Consider the following 13733-nt stretch of genomic DNA (forward strand, 5'->3'; position numbering starts at 1 on the left):
CTGTGCCGATTAGGACTGAGCAGCCTCTTGAATGAGCGCTAAGACAAGCTCGCTCGTCTTCACCAGATCAGATACGTGAATCCGCTCTTTCGTCGTATGGATATCCAAGTAACCGACCGCAAGGTTCACTGTCGGCACGCCCATGCCGTTAAAGATGTTCGCATCGCTGCCGCCGCCGGAATGAAATAAGCGAGCGGTAGAGCCGATGCGTTCGACGGCACGCTGCGCCAGCTGCACCACTTCGTCCTTCTCGGTAAAGTTGAATGCCGGATATACGATATCGCTCTTGAATTCCGCACGCGCGCCACAGTCGGCAGCCGCGCTTTCCAGCGCTTCCTTCATTGCCTTCACTTGCGCTTCTACCTTATGCTGCACGATGCTGCGTGCTTCCGCATCCAATTTTACATAGTCGCACACGATGTTCGTCGCGCCGCCGCCTGCGAATCGACCGATGTTCGCCGTCGTTTCGTGGTCAATCCGTCCCAGCGGCATGCGGGAAATCGCTTTGCTGGCCACTTGAATCGCGCTGATGCCATCTTCCGGATTCACGCCTGCATGCGCGGATTTGCCATACACTTCCATCGTAATCTTCGCTTGTGTCGGCGCCGCTACCGCAATCGCTCCGATCTCCCCGTTGGAGTCAAGCGCATAACCGAAGTCCGCTTCCAAATGCTTCGCATCCATCGCACGCGCGCCGACGAGGCCAGATTCTTCGCCAACCGTAATGATGAACTGAATTTGTCCGTGCGCCTGATTGTTCTCTTGAATGACCCGGATCGCTTCGAACATAGCGGCAAGACCGGCTTTATCATCTGAGCCGAGAATGGTCGTACCGTCGCTGCGAATATAGCCGTCCTCGCCAAGCTGCGGCTTGATTCCGTTGCCTGGTTGCACCGTATCCATGTGGGAAGTGAAGAACAAGCGCTTCGCTCCGTCCGTTCCTTCGGTTGCCGGCCAAGTGACAATCAAATTCCCTGCGCCATGACCGGTCGTCCCTGTCGTATCATCTTCCGTAACGCGCAAGCCCAATGCTTCGAATTGTTGCTTCAGCGTATCGCAGATGACACGCTCGTGCTTCGTTTCGCTGTCGATTTTCACCAATTCCATAAAATGTTGCACAAGTCTTTCCTGTTGGACCATTTCGCTTTCCTCCAGACGATTTCTTAGTTAAAATAGTGAGAAGTGCATCATGTATTGCGTAGAAAGGAGTTCTTTATACCGTGAAATCAACTAAATGGTTTAAAATTGTGGTTTACCTCATGCTGGCTGCCATGATCGGGTCGACCTTATTTGCCCTCATTGAACCTTTCATATTCGGTTAGACTGGGAGCCGCATCATACAGAGCAAGCAGCTTATGGGACAAGCCATGCATTCATGCATGGCTTCTCTTATATTTCGCGTAATGCGCTCAGACAGGCTTATTGCAGCTGCGTCCTGATGAGCGCGCGCTCAAAGCCCAGCACTTGTGTGACATGCGGCAGCAGCATCTGTCCTACCTGATTCACGGAGAAGGTCTGACCTGTGCAATCCTCCAATGAGGTGACGCCATATTCGCTTATCCCGCAAGGGATAATTCCGCTAAAGCCTTCATGCTGTATGCCGCTCTTTACGTTCAGGGCAAAGCCGTGACTCGTCACGAATCCACGACGGTGGCGGCAGCGGTTGAACTTGACGCCGATGGCAGCAATCTTCAGATTTCCCACCCATACGCCAGTATACTCCGGTTTACGGCTGCCTTCGATGCCGAACGTTCCCAGGAATTGAATGATGGCTTCTTCCAAAGAACGCAAATAGCCGTGCAAATCGAGCTGGGGACCTTCAAGGAACAGCAAAGGGTATCCTACCAATTGCCCTGGACCATGGTATGTAATATCCCCTCCGCGATCGATTTCATAGACCGCGATTCCTTGCTGCTGCAGCTGTTCCGGACTGAGCAGCAGATGCTCGGGATGGCGCTGCGAGCCGATGGTATAGGTCGGAGGATGCTCCAGAAGGAGCAATGAATCTTGCTCCGTACCGTCATCGATAGCGTGCACCATTTCTTTTTGCTTATCCCAAGCGGCCCCATAGTCGATTCGATCCAAATAGTGAACGTTTATAGCTTTTCCTGAGCTTATCATTACCTTGTTAGGGTTCATCGTCTCACGCTTTCTTCTGTCGATTCGTGCCCGTGCTTAATATACCTTTGTATCCAGCGAATAGCCTTCCAGGTTCTCCTTGACGCGCTGCAGGAAGCGCCCGCAGATTACGCCATCCAAGATGCGGTGATCCAAGGACAGACACATATTGGCCATAGAGCGGACGGCAATCATATCGTTGATGACGACAGGCTTCTTCACAATGGATTCGAAGGTCAAAATAGCTGCTTGCGGGTAATTAATAATCGGATAAGACAGAATCGATCCGAACGACCCCGTGTTATTAACAGTGAACGTGCCGCCTTGCATATCGTCGATCCGCAAGCGTCCCTCCCGTGTCTTGCGGGCCAATTCCTCAATTTCACGCGCCAACCCGGCAATGTTTTTCTGATCAGCCTGCTTGATGACCGGCGTCAATACCGAATCCTCTGTGCCCACTGCCAAAGACAAATTGATATCGCGCTTTACGATAATTTTGTCAACTGCCCAGTGGGAATTCATAATCGGATAATCTTTAATCGCATTAACTATAGCTTTTAGGACAAACGCCAAGTAAGTTAAGTTGATCCCTTCTTTGCGTTTGAATTCATCTTTTATTTTGCTCCGCAGCAGCACCAGGTTCGTCACATCAACTTCGATCATCGTCCACGCGTGCGGGATTTCCGATACGCTTTGACGCATATTTCTCGCAATAGTTTGACGAATCGGAGTCACGTCAATAAACGATTCCCCATGTCCCGCTCTGTCCCGTCCTTCGACTTCAATCGATGGGATGCGCGGCGTCTCGCCAAGATGAAGCCCTGAATGACGCACCGTCACATTTGCCTCCATGGAGCCCCTATTCGCATCACTTCCTTGCGAAGGCTGACTGCTGCTGACTGACGCGAAGGGAGACGCCGTGGCCGTCCCGCGGCCTGCTGCTGGTGTCGTCGCAGAAGCGGCATGCGCCGAAGTCTGCGGCTTCATCGTAGCCTCTGCATGGGACTCGATCGCAGCCATCACGTCTTTGCGCGTAATGCGTCCTCCCTGCCCTGTTCCATTCACGCTAAGCAAGTCAACACCATGCTCCTGCGCCAGACGTTGTACGGCTGGTGAATACCGCTGCCGCATTTCCTGGCCTTGATCCGTCCCGCTAATCGTCGTCCCCGCTGGAATCGATGGTGTTGCCTCTACTGCTGCTGGTGCAGCCGCTGCCAGTGGTGGAGCTCCTTCCGGCAGCACACGGCAAATTACGGCGCCGACAGCGACCGTATCACCTTCCTGCGCCAAGATTTCGTTCATGACCCCAGCTTCCGTTGCTGGAATCTCTGCTACGACCTTGTCAGTGAGCACTTCACAGATCGGTTCGTACGCATCGAACGATTCGCCGGGACGCTTTAACCATTTCCCGATTGTAGCTTGCACGAGTGATTCCGCGAGCTGCGGCATGGTTACTTCTTTTACATTGTCTGAAGACATTGTTTCTCACTCCCGTTCTTGAACCGACAGAGGAACAGCAGGATGCTGACGCTCCCGTGTCCTCGATCGATAGTTCCCGTTCATTAGAATAGCGCCAGCTGACGCATCGCTTCTTTTACTTTATCCTTGCTTAACATGAAGAACTTCTCCAATGGAGGACTGAACGGCATTGCCGGAATATCCGGTCCGCACAGCCGCTTGATTGGAGCATCCAAATCATACAGCAGTTCCTCTGAAATGATAGCAGACACTTCGGCGCCCACTCCGCCTGTCTTATTATCTTCATGAATGATGAGAACCTTGCCTGTCTTCGCTGCAGCCTCAAGAATGGCTTCACGATCGAGCGGCTGAATGGTGCGCAGATCGAGGATGTGCGCGCTAATGCCTTCTTTCGCCAATTCCTCAGCAGCCTGAAGGGCATAGTGAAGCGGCAGGCTGTAGCCAATAACGGTAATATCCGTCCCTTCGCGCAGTACATTCGCCTTACCGATAGGCACAATATAATCGTCGTCCGGAACGTCTCCTGTAATCATCCGATAGCACTTCTTATTCTCAAAAAAGATGACCGGATCGGGATCGCGCACCGCGGCTTTTAACAAGCCTTTCGCATCGTAAGCCGTGGCCGGAGCAACAATCTTGAGTCCCGGCGTCCCGAAAAAGACTGATTCCGGACATTGAGAATGATATAATCCGCCTGCCACTCCGCCGCCGATAGGGGCTCGGATAACTAAAGGACACGTCCAATCGTTGTTGGAACGGTAGCGAATCTTGGCCGCTTCGCTAATGATCTGGTTCGTTGCCGGGAACATGAAGTCCGAATATTGCATTTCCGCAATCGGCTTCATCCCAACCATGGCCGCACCGATAGCGACCCCGGCAATTGCCGATTCGGCCAGTGGCGTATCCAACGCACGCTCCTCACCGAATTGCTCATACAGCCCTTTCGTTGTGGTGAAGACGCCGCCCTTCACGCCGACATCCTCCCCAAGCACGAACACTTCGCTATCGCGCTCCATCTCTTCTTTCATCGCCAGTCGAATGGCGTCGATATATTCCATTACTGCCATGTTCCGCGTTCCTCCTCTGCGTAGACATGTGTCAATGCATCTTCCGGCTGTGGAAATGAAGCCTGTTCCCCATAAGCCGTCGCATCGTCGATAATGGCTTTCAATTCCGCAAGCAGCTTGGCCTCATCTTCTTCCGACCAAATGCCGCATTCCATCAAATACGCTTTATAGCGAGGTATTCCGTCCTTCTCCCAATTCGCGTCGACTTCTTCCTTCGTCCGATAAGCCAAGTCGTTGTCTGAAGTGGAGTGAGGCGATAATCGGTACATCATCGCTTCGATCAGCGTCGGTCCTTCACCGCGCACCGCCCGTTCACGCGCTTCTTTCATGACGCGAAATACTTCCAGCACATCACAGCCGTCGACGCGCACTCCTGGGAATCCGTAGCCTAGCGCCCGATCGCTAATTCGACCGGCCACCTGCTTGGCGATAGGCACCGAAATCGCATATTGGTTGTTCTCAACCATGATGATAGCCGGTACTTTGTGGACTCCCGCAAAGTTGCAGCCTTCATGAAAATCTCCCTGATTGCTAGAGCCTTCTCCCAAGGTGACGAAGGACACCGAATCTTCCTTACGCATCTTGGCGGCAAGCGCTATGCCTACAGCGTGCGGAACCTGAGTCGTTACCGGACTGGAGCTGGTAACGATACGCAGCCGTTTGCAGCCGAAGTGGCCCGGCATTTGGCGTCCGCCGCTGTTCGGATCCTGCACTTTCCCGAACAGGGCAAGCATTAATTCGCGCACGGTCATGCCGACAGACAGCACGAAGCCGTAATCGCGGTAATATGGCAAGAAATAGTCTTTATTCTGGTCAAGGGCAAATGCGGCTGCGACTTGGGCCGCTTCTTGGCCGATGCCGGAGACATGGAAGTTAATTTTCCCGGCACGCTGCAGCAGCAACGCGCGTTCGTCATATTTACGGGCAAGCACCATCATGCGGTACATTTCAATGGCTTGCGCATTCGTTAATCCGAGTTCTTCATGCTTCATCTTCTGACGAACAGTCACGTCAGGCGTCATGGAGTCATCCTCCTTTAATATCAACGTAATCCATCCATTCCGGTCAAGCAATTCATTACATAATACCAGGTACTAAGACTTGAGCCTAACACTATTATAACCTTAACCTTTTGAAAAAGAAAACGTCAGATCCGTCCAACTTGTCACATGCTTAACGATCGCCCTTCCATCGCCAACATCGCTTCTCCCATAATTTCAGACAGAGACGGATGCGGATGAATGACATGGCCCATTTCCCATGGCGTGGCATCCAGCCATTTGGCCACTGCCGCCTCGCCAATCAATTCGGTAGCATGCGGACCGACAATATGAACACCAAGCAAGTCGTTGCTCTTCGCGTCGGCGATCACTTTCACAAATCCGTCCGTTTCCCCGTGCACGATGGCCTTGCCAATCGCTTGAAACGGCATTTTGCTCACTTGAATATCCATTCCGGCTGCTCTCGCTTCCTTCTCCGTCCAACCTATAGAAGCCGCTTCCGGCATCGAGTAGATACAACGCGGAATACGACGGTAATCGAGGGAAATAGCTGCCTGTCCATTGAAGTGGCTAACTGCGGCGAGCGCTTCTGCGGAGGCTGCATGGGCAAGCTGGAGTCCGCCAATCACATCGCCAATCGCATATATATGTGGTTCATTCGTCTGCATCCATTCATTGACTCGGATGAATCCATCCGCAGACTCGACTCCTGAATTTTCCAGTCCGATATTTTCAATATTGGCTTGTCTGCCTATACATACGAGAAGCTTGTCTGCAATTATGCTAGATGTCTCTCCACCCACTTCAACGAGCAAATGCACCTCGCCGGCAGCTTCATCCACATGTATTTCTTCAGGTTGTAATTTCGCTTGCGTATGTATACGGGCCCCTCGCTTCTTCAACTGCCGCTCAAGCTCGCGCGAGGTGTCTTCATCCTCCTGCGGCACGATATGCGAGGCAGCTTCGATGACATCCACCTCCACGCCGAAATCGACGAGCATGGACGCCCATTCCATTCCGATAACTCCGCCTCCCACGATGGCGACGCGACGCGGCAAAGCCGTCCATTCCAGCGCCTCATCCGTCGTCACCACATAGGTTCCATCTACTTGAAGTCCTGGTAATGCACGCGGTCTTGAACCTGTCGCTATAATCAACTGCTTCGGAACGAGCGTCACCGCTTCTCCGTTATCACACTCAACGGCTACCGAGCCGCTCTTCGGCGAAAAAATAGACGGCCCCATAACTCGTCCATTGCCTTGGATGACCTCGATATGGTGCTTGCGCATCAGGAATTGCACTCCGCGATGCAGTTGCTCGACGACTTCCTGCTTCCGGGATTGCACGCGCTCAAAGTTCAGCTTTACCCCTTCGATCTCGATACCGAACGTGCTGCTATTCTGTGCTTGTCTATATAATTCTGCGCTCCGCAATAGCGCTTTGCTCGGTATGCAGCCGCGATGCAGGCAGGTTCCGCCCAGCTTCTCCCGTTCGATGACAACTACCTTCTTCCCTGCTTGCGAAGCCGCGATTGCTGCAATATATCCACCCGTTCCGCCACCGAGTATGGCGACGTCCACTTGTTTTGTCATTGATCAACACTCCTTTAGACGATATTTCCGCTATAAGCGCATGTTCAAAAAGGAACTTTCTGAACAACCTCTATAAAACGTACAACTCCAATGGTTCTATTGTACTCTCTTTTTGTTCACCCGCCAAACATGTTTCCCAGATGCGCACACCAGCAGGAGCAGGAAAGATTAGACATGTGCTGCAAATCACGGTAAGATAGGGGGGATACGAATCTAACAATGAACTGACAGGTGATATCATTATGAAGCAGACGCATGTCATCACTCGTTTTATCGCCATATTGTTGCTTGTCCTGCCAGGCATAGCGGCTACATACGGCTTTCTCGTTATGAAAAATGTCATCTTCCAATACATCGCCGACAAAGGGAATGATGCAATCGCCAACCCGGCATTCGGATGGTTGTCACTTTTAGGCGGACTTGTACTGTTCCTCATTGGCGCAGGCTTTATCGGCGGATGGATCTTCTATCGTGACCGTAAGCGCAACTATGTGGCGGCCCGCTTCCGCAAGAAGCGGCCCAAGCCCGCTTCATTGAAATAATAAAGGCCCCTTCCATTCGACTTGACTCGTGGGAAGGGGCCTTACTCTATGGATAGGGCGGTTGCACCTTTCGTCCGTAAGAGTCCGCCCTGTCTGCGCGGCTAGAGCTCCCGCTTTACTTGCCTTTGTCTTCGTCAGCTGGACGGTCCCCGGCAGTACGTTGTGTGCCACCGCTTGTTAATCCATCCTGCTCGGAGCCTGCCGGCGTTGAACCCGATTGCGCCAACTTCGCCTTCAGTCTGGCGAGTTCCTGAGCGATGAACTCCTCTTTTGAGAGCTGTTCCGGCTCGGTACGTTCAGATTCCATTTCGCTCGTTGACGGCAGTTCCTGCGCATCGTGAAGCGGCTCTTCATTTGTATCGTTATACGATGTGTCAGGAGAACGTTTCGTCGCCTCCTCATTCATCGTTTCTTCTTTTTCCGGAGTGGTCGGCAGCAGATCCATATCGCGCAGCATACGCTCCGGTATCATAATGACGTTTCGAGTGCCGCTTATTTTTTCGTAGAAAAGACGCTTATCTTTTTTAAACAAATGAAGCAAGAGATGAATGAACAGCACTCCATTGAAAATGAGCCACGCCAAGAAAATCGCTACCATAACAAGAGGGGAATCCATCACTTCGTTGAAATTCAATACATACCAGAACACGTAGTTGATGCCGCCAACACCGAAATAGAGAATCCCATATCGTTTGAGTAATCCAGAGAAGGATACGACACGTTGTTGTTCTTCTGAATCCAATCGGTCTTCTTGCAGATGAATCCGTGTCACCCATTTACCGAACGTCTTTCCTTCCGTAAATAGCGGCATCACAATGAAGTAGATGAATATGCCCGCTGCCAAATAAATAGGATTCATGCTTAGTAATTCGAATTTCGCCATTCTTTCTTTATATACTAGAGCAGTGAACACGATGTACACGCAGCCCATCACGATGGACAAGACTATTGAATCGAGCCATACGGCGATACCTCTGCGGATAAATCCAACCGGCTTGCTCTTCAAATCGACTTTATCGTCCAATTGATGCGAACGAGGCAGGAAATACGTAATCAGTGGCGCCAGCAAAAATCCGGCCATACCGCCTAACGTATTCAGAAGCAGATCATCCACGTCGAACAAGCGATACGGACAGTCGTAAATGCCATACAACCCGGTACGCTGCGTTACTTCAAAGAACAAGGATACCAGCAATGCAATCACGGTCGTCTGCAAGAAGGAGCGGCGGAAGTAATAGCGCAAGTACACTCCTAGCGGCAGTGTCAGCACCATATTAAACGCCGCTTGAAAAAATGCCCGCTCCTGCAACAAATAGACATAGGTGCTCGGATGTGACCATTCAACTCTGGATTCTTTCACAATATCGCGAACGAATTGAAACGGCCTCAGCTGCTCAAATACGGCGCTCGACCGCTCCACGCAATTATGTGTTTGCGCAGGCAGCGGCAAAATGACGAGATAAAAAGCGGAAATAAAATAAAGCAGCATGGAATACAGCACGAGAGAACGCACTTTATTAACGTAGCCGTATTTGCGGTATTGCACGATCAGAAACGGGAGCGTCAAAAAAAGCGCTACGAAAGGAAATGTAATGAGGGCAATCTTAATCGGAAACAAATATGTGTTCATGAATAATCCTTCCTATATCAAATTGTCGCAAAAATTAATGTACCGACTTCACAGGCGGTTGTCAACCTTTTATCATTGACGCAATAAAACAAATAACCGCCCTTCATTAGCCTTCGTAATGATCTAATGAACGAGCGGTACCTATGTATTCGGATCCGGTCTAACGAATGAATATCCCGCCAAACGGTATCGTCTCCCTCATGATTCTTTTAACCAAGCCGTCCCCTTCTAAATCATGCTCCAATTGACGATCGTTTATGTTCGTTTGCAGCAGGACATGCCCTGTTCCGGTTATTTCCCATTGTACATTCATGTTCTGGCTCGCTATGGAATTACCGTACACGCACGGCTTCAACGTCGCATTCTCAGGATAGGCGACAAGGCAGCCGATATTCACATAGGTGGGTTGCTCCGGATGCAGCTGCATCGAATACAAGGGACCGTTCGACAAGATGCCTAACAATCCATCGTCAGCATGGAACTTCATCTTTACGATTTCTTTTGTAATGAGCACATTTTTCAACTTTTGTATGCGCCGCTCTACATGAATGCCTTCGGTGTAGAACAGAATATGCTTCCATTCAAACAGCAGATCGCTGCCCTCCGTAATATGCAGTGTCTTTAAGCAATAACCGTTCGGCAAGCCGAGCATAACGGAAGACGGTCCACTGATTCTAGATTGTATAAATTTGCGTTTGCGGTACATCCCGGCAATGTCCATGAACCGATCCTCACGATTGGCGGAATTGCCTTGGAAGGCGATAATTTGCCGCGGGTGCAAAATATAAACGGCCTCATCCCCGCTCAGATGCAGGGAAGTCATCTGTGCATGCAATTCTTGGGCTTCTTGAATGACTTCCATCAGCTTCTCCTTTATTTCATCGTTCGGCGCCAGACAAAGATACGCAGTACCCGGGTCATAATAATATATAGCAGAACCAGACCAATCCCTGTAAATACAGTAATCATAATCCGGCGAAATTGCAGCTTCTCCTGCAGCTTCGCTTCCACATCTTTCTGCTCCCATTGATCAATGCGCTGGAGCAATTGCTCATTTTGCTGCCTGAGCGATTCGTTCTCGGCCTGCAATTGCTGCTGCATGGCGTCGGACTGACGTTTTGCATCCTCAAGTGACTGCCGTGTTTCTTCATATTGCTGCTTCATCTTGTCAAAATCAGCCGGAAGCTCTGACAGCTTCTGCAGGAATCCAGCATGAGCGGACGGACTGGGAACAAGGAACATGATACTAAAAAAGAGCAGCATACTTAGCCATAATGCCGGCCTTCCCCTTTTTTTTCTTGGTTGCATACCATCCGCCTCCTTTTGAGATGAATTCAACTATTCACCTATCAATCGACAATTTCAATCAACATTATAGCATATCTTTGTCGGTTGAAAAGGAAATGTAAGGTTACAAAATCGTTAGATAACAGTTGATTTTCGGGGGAAATGGTCAACCACCGGAACCTTTTACAGCACTTTTGCTTACTATATCAGTAATGCAGGACTCATAAGGGGGAACCGTGATGCGTGATGAGGATCAACGAAAAGTACTGCTTATTGTCGTCATTTTATTGGTTATTGTTTTCTCATCCGGTCTTGTGGAACCTACACCTGAACCAAAAGAAACCGTCTCTTAACATGTTTGCAATAGATTCGTCAACCAACATGGATAATTTGACAAGAAGGTGAGTGTCAGTGACCTTTTCGAAAGGACGGCAAAAAAAATGTAACGATAAAAATAAAAACAATAAAAAAAAAAGCAGTACCCCAAAACTGACTGTCGATCAGATCGCGGTCATCGCCGCCTTGTTAACAAATTCACTTAAAGTGCAGTCAATCCTCGTTGACCGAGATCAAGCAGTGGAAGTGCTGCTTATCGGATCTCTCCGCAAAAAGACACAAATGGATCAGCTTGTTGAGCAAATAAGCGACCTCTCCATCGGAGATTTTTTAGACAGCTTGAACAATCTAAAAAAATAACGGGGCGGCATCAATATATCTGGCTATTGTCGTGCAGAAGCAACTTCTGATTGTTCGCCCTGCTTTATACGAAACTGGGACAAGCCTGTTTACTTTTTAATGGAGAATATTACTTTTGGTTGCTGATGATTAGGGCGGGCAGAAGACGAGCGGAAGAAATCGTTAGAGCCGCTTTCTTAGCATGATCGCCATGCGTCCGGATGTCGGTCACTTTGCATTCATAAGCGACGTAGGCATCCGTCAGCACCGGCACATTGACTTCACGACCTTCTTCAAATTGATCAGAAGATTTTGCTGGAGGAATGCACGATAATCTATAACTTCAATTGGTAAGTGTGTAGGGTTAACCCAGCCGGCAGTGACGGAACGTGTCCGTCGATTAGAGGAAAACGGTATAATTACGGATTACCGTACGGTGGTCTCCCATGAAAAAATGGGAATGAATACGGTGACTTTTATGCTCTTTCGTACAACACAATGCAATTCATTTATTGACTATTGTCACCAATTGATTACAAATTGCTAATTCCATTGGTTTTAGAGGAACTATCCACTTCGAGAAACTTGAAATACGGAGCACATCTTCGCGACACGGAGCTGAAAGTGGTGTTAGTATACAAATCCATAGATCAGCACCGGTCCTTTGCGAAGTAGTGCATTACCTTTTTTAGAATTTCGTTCTCTTCTTCAATGTCTCGAATCTTTTTCTATAGTTCATGCATTGCTTGGTTTCGGGCTTCAAATAGACTACTACCGACAATCAAACCACTACTATTTTATATACGGTGTCTAATTTTCCACCAAGTCTTTTATTTAAAGGGATTTTAATATCTCTAGCTAATTCTTTAAAAAAGATAACTGCGTCACATTTTACGTTTTCAGCCAACACGGTTATAACACCTTCTGCAACAATATTCTGATTAAGCTCAGTGGGAACAGTAACATCAATCGGATAGTGCTTTGCTAATGTTTTACTATATCTAGCGAATATCTCAATTAATTCTTCATTATTGAATTTTTCTATTGCCGTTTTTCCTTTATTAGTAAAAACCAAATTAATTTTCATTTTCATATTTCCCCTTTTCTATTTAGTTCAAAACCGAAATCAGTACTTGGCAGGATGACGTAAGGCGGAAAATAGAAAAAATCTGCTTTTCCTTTATTGTTGTAAGCACCACACCAACAAAAAAAAGGAGCGAACAGATGCATTATTAGTATATCAATCTTTTGCTGAACTTGCCAGAGGTTCTGGTTATCCAAATCATACTTGTAAGCCAAAGGAGCAGCCAGGATAGGTCTTAGGGATAAATGATGGCAATTTAGTCGGAAGTTAGACATGTCGTATTCGCGCGATAACATCCAGCTTAAACCTTCGAATGTCTCCGTTATGCTTTCGTTCAGCTTATGAATCTGTTCGATATAGCATTGCGCCAGACACATACGGCTCACCCCCTAGTTTTCACAGACATAGGTCCCGTATTGTAGAGATACCAAATAAAGTAGACGTATAAAATCGTCCATGTTATATAGACCGCTAACCTTTTCCAGAGGACGGTCTATTACTTTTTGTGCAGGACAAATGCTATTTGCCTTATCGGTATATCAAAGTAAAATAATGTTATTCGCGAAGTTCGTGAATTGCACATCTCTTTCAATGTTTATGAGTTTCTTGATTAAGACATTAGCAGAAATTGATGCAGAAGGTTTTAACCAGTAATTCTAATAATAATGGAGGGTATTTTGTGGAGATATTTGGAGAGAAACTATTGCTGTCAAGGATTTCTGTTAATGATTTAGATTTCATTTGCAGGTTAGAATGTGATAAGAACTTATGGTGTTTTGAAGAAGATGTGCCGTCGGATGAACAAGTTGTTCGAGAAAAATATCTGCATAAAATCAATGAAAGCGACCAAACGTGCAGTTATGATTTTATTGTAAGTATTGCAACGGATAAAAGGAAAACGCCCATCGGTTTAGCGCAAGTTTGGAGCTATATCGAATATAGAAAAAGCTGGGAAATAGGGTATGCCATACTTCCGGAATATGGGGGTAAGGGTTACGGAAGTGAAGCGGCCACACTTTTATTGAAATTCGCATTTGAACAATTACATGCCCATAAAGTGGTTGGAATGTGCAATTCAAATAATACTCGTTCCTCATCACTTATGGAACATATTGGAATGACAAAGGAAGCTGTTTTTAAAGAGGAGCTTTTTTGGCAAAACCAATGGACCGATCAATATTATTATTCAATTCTGGAAAAAGAGTTTTTGTCTAACGCCCTGCCTTTCGTGCAAGATAAAAAAAGCACCTAAAGGTGC

Annotated in this window: 17 protein-coding genes; 5 read left to right on the top strand and 12 right to left on the bottom strand. The window is 48.2% G+C overall.

Translation table 11 applies throughout. The annotated features are described in order from the left end of the window. Nucleotides 1-9: 9 nt before the first annotated feature. The gene (locus tag A372_RS0121075) at nucleotides 10-1140 is read right to left on the bottom strand and encodes a M20/M25/M40 family metallo-hydrolase (protein WP_019422884.1); all 1131 of its coding nucleotides are present in this window, start codon (nucleotides 1138-1140) and stop codon (nucleotides 10-12) included. A gap of 80 nt (nucleotides 1141-1220) precedes the next feature. On the opposite strand from A372_RS0121075, the gene prli42 reads away from it, so the two are divergent. Beyond that, nucleotides 1221-1322, top strand: coding sequence for a stressosome-associated protein Prli42 (gene prli42 / locus A372_RS36545; RefSeq protein WP_019422885.1), 102 nt, complete (start codon nucleotides 1221-1223; stop codon nucleotides 1320-1322). A gap of 97 nt (nucleotides 1323-1419) precedes the next feature. On the opposite strand, the gene lipB is transcribed toward prli42, so the two are convergent. The 5 genes from lipB to lpdA all read right to left on the bottom strand — a co-directional run bounded on the left by lipB (nucleotide 1420) and on the right by lpdA (nucleotide 7257). Continuing rightward, the gene (lipB, locus tag A372_RS0121085) at nucleotides 1420-2139 is read right to left on the bottom strand and encodes a lipoyl(octanoyl) transferase LipB (protein ID WP_019422886.1); all 720 of its coding nucleotides are present in this window, start codon (nucleotides 2137-2139) and stop codon (nucleotides 1420-1422) included. 36 nt (nucleotides 2140-2175) lie between these two features. Next, complete coding sequence (locus A372_RS0121090) at nucleotides 2176-3597, bottom strand: dihydrolipoamide acetyltransferase family protein (RefSeq protein ID WP_019422887.1); 1422 nt, start codon at nucleotides 3595-3597, stop codon at nucleotides 2176-2178. An 83-nt stretch (nucleotides 3598-3680) separates the two neighbouring features. Continuing rightward, entirely contained in the window at nucleotides 3681-4664 is a 984-nt protein-coding gene (locus A372_RS0121095; RefSeq protein WP_019422888.1) for an alpha-ketoacid dehydrogenase subunit beta, read from the bottom strand. Further along, complete coding sequence (locus A372_RS0121100) at nucleotides 4655-5686, bottom strand: thiamine pyrophosphate-dependent dehydrogenase E1 component subunit alpha (RefSeq protein ID WP_019422889.1); 1032 nt, start codon at nucleotides 5684-5686, stop codon at nucleotides 4655-4657. The genes A372_RS0121095 and A372_RS0121100 overlap by 10 nt, the downstream gene beginning before the upstream one ends. A 143-nt stretch (nucleotides 5687-5829) precedes the next feature. Then, nucleotides 5830-7257, bottom strand: a complete 1428-nt coding sequence (gene lpdA, locus A372_RS0121105; protein WP_019422890.1) for a dihydrolipoyl dehydrogenase — start codon at nucleotides 7255-7257, stop codon at nucleotides 5830-5832. Nucleotides 7258-7499: 242 nt separating this feature from the next. Here lpdA and A372_RS0121110 point away from each other — a divergent pair, with 242 nt between their 5' ends. After that, nucleotides 7500-7799 carry a DUF2627 domain-containing protein gene (locus tag A372_RS0121110; RefSeq protein ID WP_019422891.1) on the top strand — a complete coding sequence of 100 codons (300 nt, stop codon included), beginning with the start codon at nucleotides 7500-7502 and terminating at the stop codon, nucleotides 7797-7799. A 115-nt stretch (nucleotides 7800-7914) separates the two neighbouring features. Here A372_RS0121110 and A372_RS34460 read toward each other — a convergent pair whose 3' ends face one another. From A372_RS34460 to A372_RS0121125, 3 genes are all read right to left on the bottom strand, one after another. Then, nucleotides 7915-9429, bottom strand: a complete 1515-nt coding sequence (locus tag A372_RS34460; RefSeq protein WP_019422892.1) for a VanZ family protein — start codon at nucleotides 9427-9429, stop codon at nucleotides 7915-7917. Nucleotides 9430-9589: 160 nt separating this feature from the next. Continuing rightward, nucleotides 9590-10291, bottom strand: coding sequence for an AIM24 family protein (locus tag A372_RS0121120; protein WP_019422893.1), 702 nt, complete (start codon nucleotides 10289-10291; stop codon nucleotides 9590-9592). Between the two features lie 11 nt (nucleotides 10292-10302). After that, nucleotides 10303-10737 carry a cell envelope integrity protein TolA gene (locus tag A372_RS0121125; RefSeq protein ID WP_019422894.1) on the bottom strand — a complete coding sequence of 145 codons (435 nt, stop codon included), beginning with the start codon at nucleotides 10735-10737 and terminating at the stop codon, nucleotides 10303-10305. A gap of 390 nt (nucleotides 10738-11127) precedes the next feature. On the opposite strand from A372_RS0121125, the gene A372_RS0121135 reads away from it, so the two are divergent. Then, nucleotides 11128-11412, top strand: coding sequence for a hypothetical protein (locus A372_RS0121135; RefSeq protein ID WP_019422896.1), 285 nt, complete (start codon nucleotides 11128-11130; stop codon nucleotides 11410-11412). A gap of 109 nt (nucleotides 11413-11521) precedes the next feature. Here the strand turns inward: A372_RS0121135 and A372_RS38740 are convergent, their stop codons facing one another. After that, nucleotides 11522-11665: a hypothetical protein gene (locus A372_RS38740; protein WP_019422897.1), complete on the bottom strand. Its 144-nt coding sequence runs from the start codon at nucleotides 11663-11665 to the stop codon at nucleotides 11522-11524. Between the two features lie 72 nt (nucleotides 11666-11737). Here A372_RS38740 and A372_RS39640 point away from each other — a divergent pair, with 72 nt between their 5' ends. Continuing rightward, a complete protein-coding gene (locus A372_RS39640; protein ID WP_443146845.1) occupies nucleotides 11738-11938 on the top strand; it encodes an Lrp/AsnC family transcriptional regulator in 201 nt (66 codons plus the stop codon). Nucleotides 11939-12172: 234 nt separating this feature from the next. Here the strand turns inward: A372_RS39640 and A372_RS0121145 are convergent, their stop codons facing one another. After that, nucleotides 12173-12478, bottom strand: coding sequence for a hypothetical protein (locus A372_RS0121145; RefSeq protein WP_019422898.1), 306 nt, complete (start codon nucleotides 12476-12478; stop codon nucleotides 12173-12175). A 2-nt stretch (nucleotides 12479-12480) separates the two neighbouring features. After that, nucleotides 12481-12852 (bottom strand): hypothetical protein, encoded by a 372-nt coding sequence (locus tag A372_RS0121150; protein ID WP_019422899.1) that lies wholly within the window; start codon nucleotides 12850-12852, stop codon nucleotides 12481-12483. A 302-nt stretch (nucleotides 12853-13154) separates the two neighbouring features. Here A372_RS0121150 and A372_RS34465 point away from each other — a divergent pair, with 302 nt between their 5' ends. After that, on the top strand, nucleotides 13155-13727 hold the full coding sequence (locus tag A372_RS34465; RefSeq protein ID WP_019422900.1) for a GNAT family N-acetyltransferase: 573 nt from the start codon (nucleotides 13155-13157) through the stop codon (nucleotides 13725-13727). Nucleotides 13728-13733: the final 6 nt, after the last annotated feature.

It is taken from the genome of Paenibacillus sp. OSY-SE (genome assembly GCF_000283315.1).
Lineage (GTDB): Bacteria > Bacillota > Bacilli > Paenibacillales > Paenibacillaceae > Paenibacillus_B > Paenibacillus_B profundus.

Bases quoted from the DNA above. Each gene is read 5' to 3' on its own strand.
- A372_RS34460 (WP_019422892.1), bottom strand. From the start codon at position 9,429: ATGAACACATATTTGTTTCCGATTAAGATTGCCCTCATTACATTTCCT.
- A372_RS0121075 (WP_019422884.1), bottom strand. From the start codon at position 1,140: ATGGTCCAACAGGAAAGACTTGTGCAACATTTTATGGAATTGGTGAAA.
- A372_RS0121090 (WP_019422887.1), bottom strand. From the start codon at position 3,597: ATGTCTTCAGACAATGTAAAAGAAGTAACCATGCCGCAGCTCGCGGAA.
- A372_RS0121145 (WP_019422898.1), bottom strand. From the start codon at position 12,478: ATGAAAATTAATTTGGTTTTTACTAATAAAGGAAAAACGGCAATAGAA.
- A372_RS0121125 (WP_019422894.1), bottom strand. From the start codon at position 10,737: ATGCAACCAAGAAAAAAAAGGGGAAGGCCGGCATTATGGCTAAGTATG.
- A372_RS0121110 (WP_019422891.1), top strand. From the start codon at position 7,500: ATGAAGCAGACGCATGTCATCACTCGTTTTATCGCCATATTGTTGCTT.
- lipB (WP_019422886.1), bottom strand. From the start codon at position 2,139: ATGAACCCTAACAAGGTAATGATAAGCTCAGGAAAAGCTATAAACGTT.
- A372_RS0121150 (WP_019422899.1), bottom strand. From the start codon at position 12,852: ATGTGTCTGGCGCAATGCTATATCGAACAGATTCATAAGCTGAACGAA.
- lpdA (WP_019422890.1), bottom strand. From the start codon at position 7,257: ATGACAAAACAAGTGGACGTCGCCATACTCGGTGGCGGAACGGGTGGA.
- A372_RS0121100 (WP_019422889.1), bottom strand. From the start codon at position 5,686: ATGACGCCTGACGTGACTGTTCGTCAGAAGATGAAGCATGAAGAACTC.
- A372_RS0121095 (WP_019422888.1), bottom strand. From the start codon at position 4,664: ATGGCAGTAATGGAATATATCGACGCCATTCGACTGGCGATGAAAGAA.
- A372_RS0121120 (WP_019422893.1), bottom strand. From the start codon at position 10,291: ATGGAAGTCATTCAAGAAGCCCAAGAATTGCATGCACAGATGACTTCC.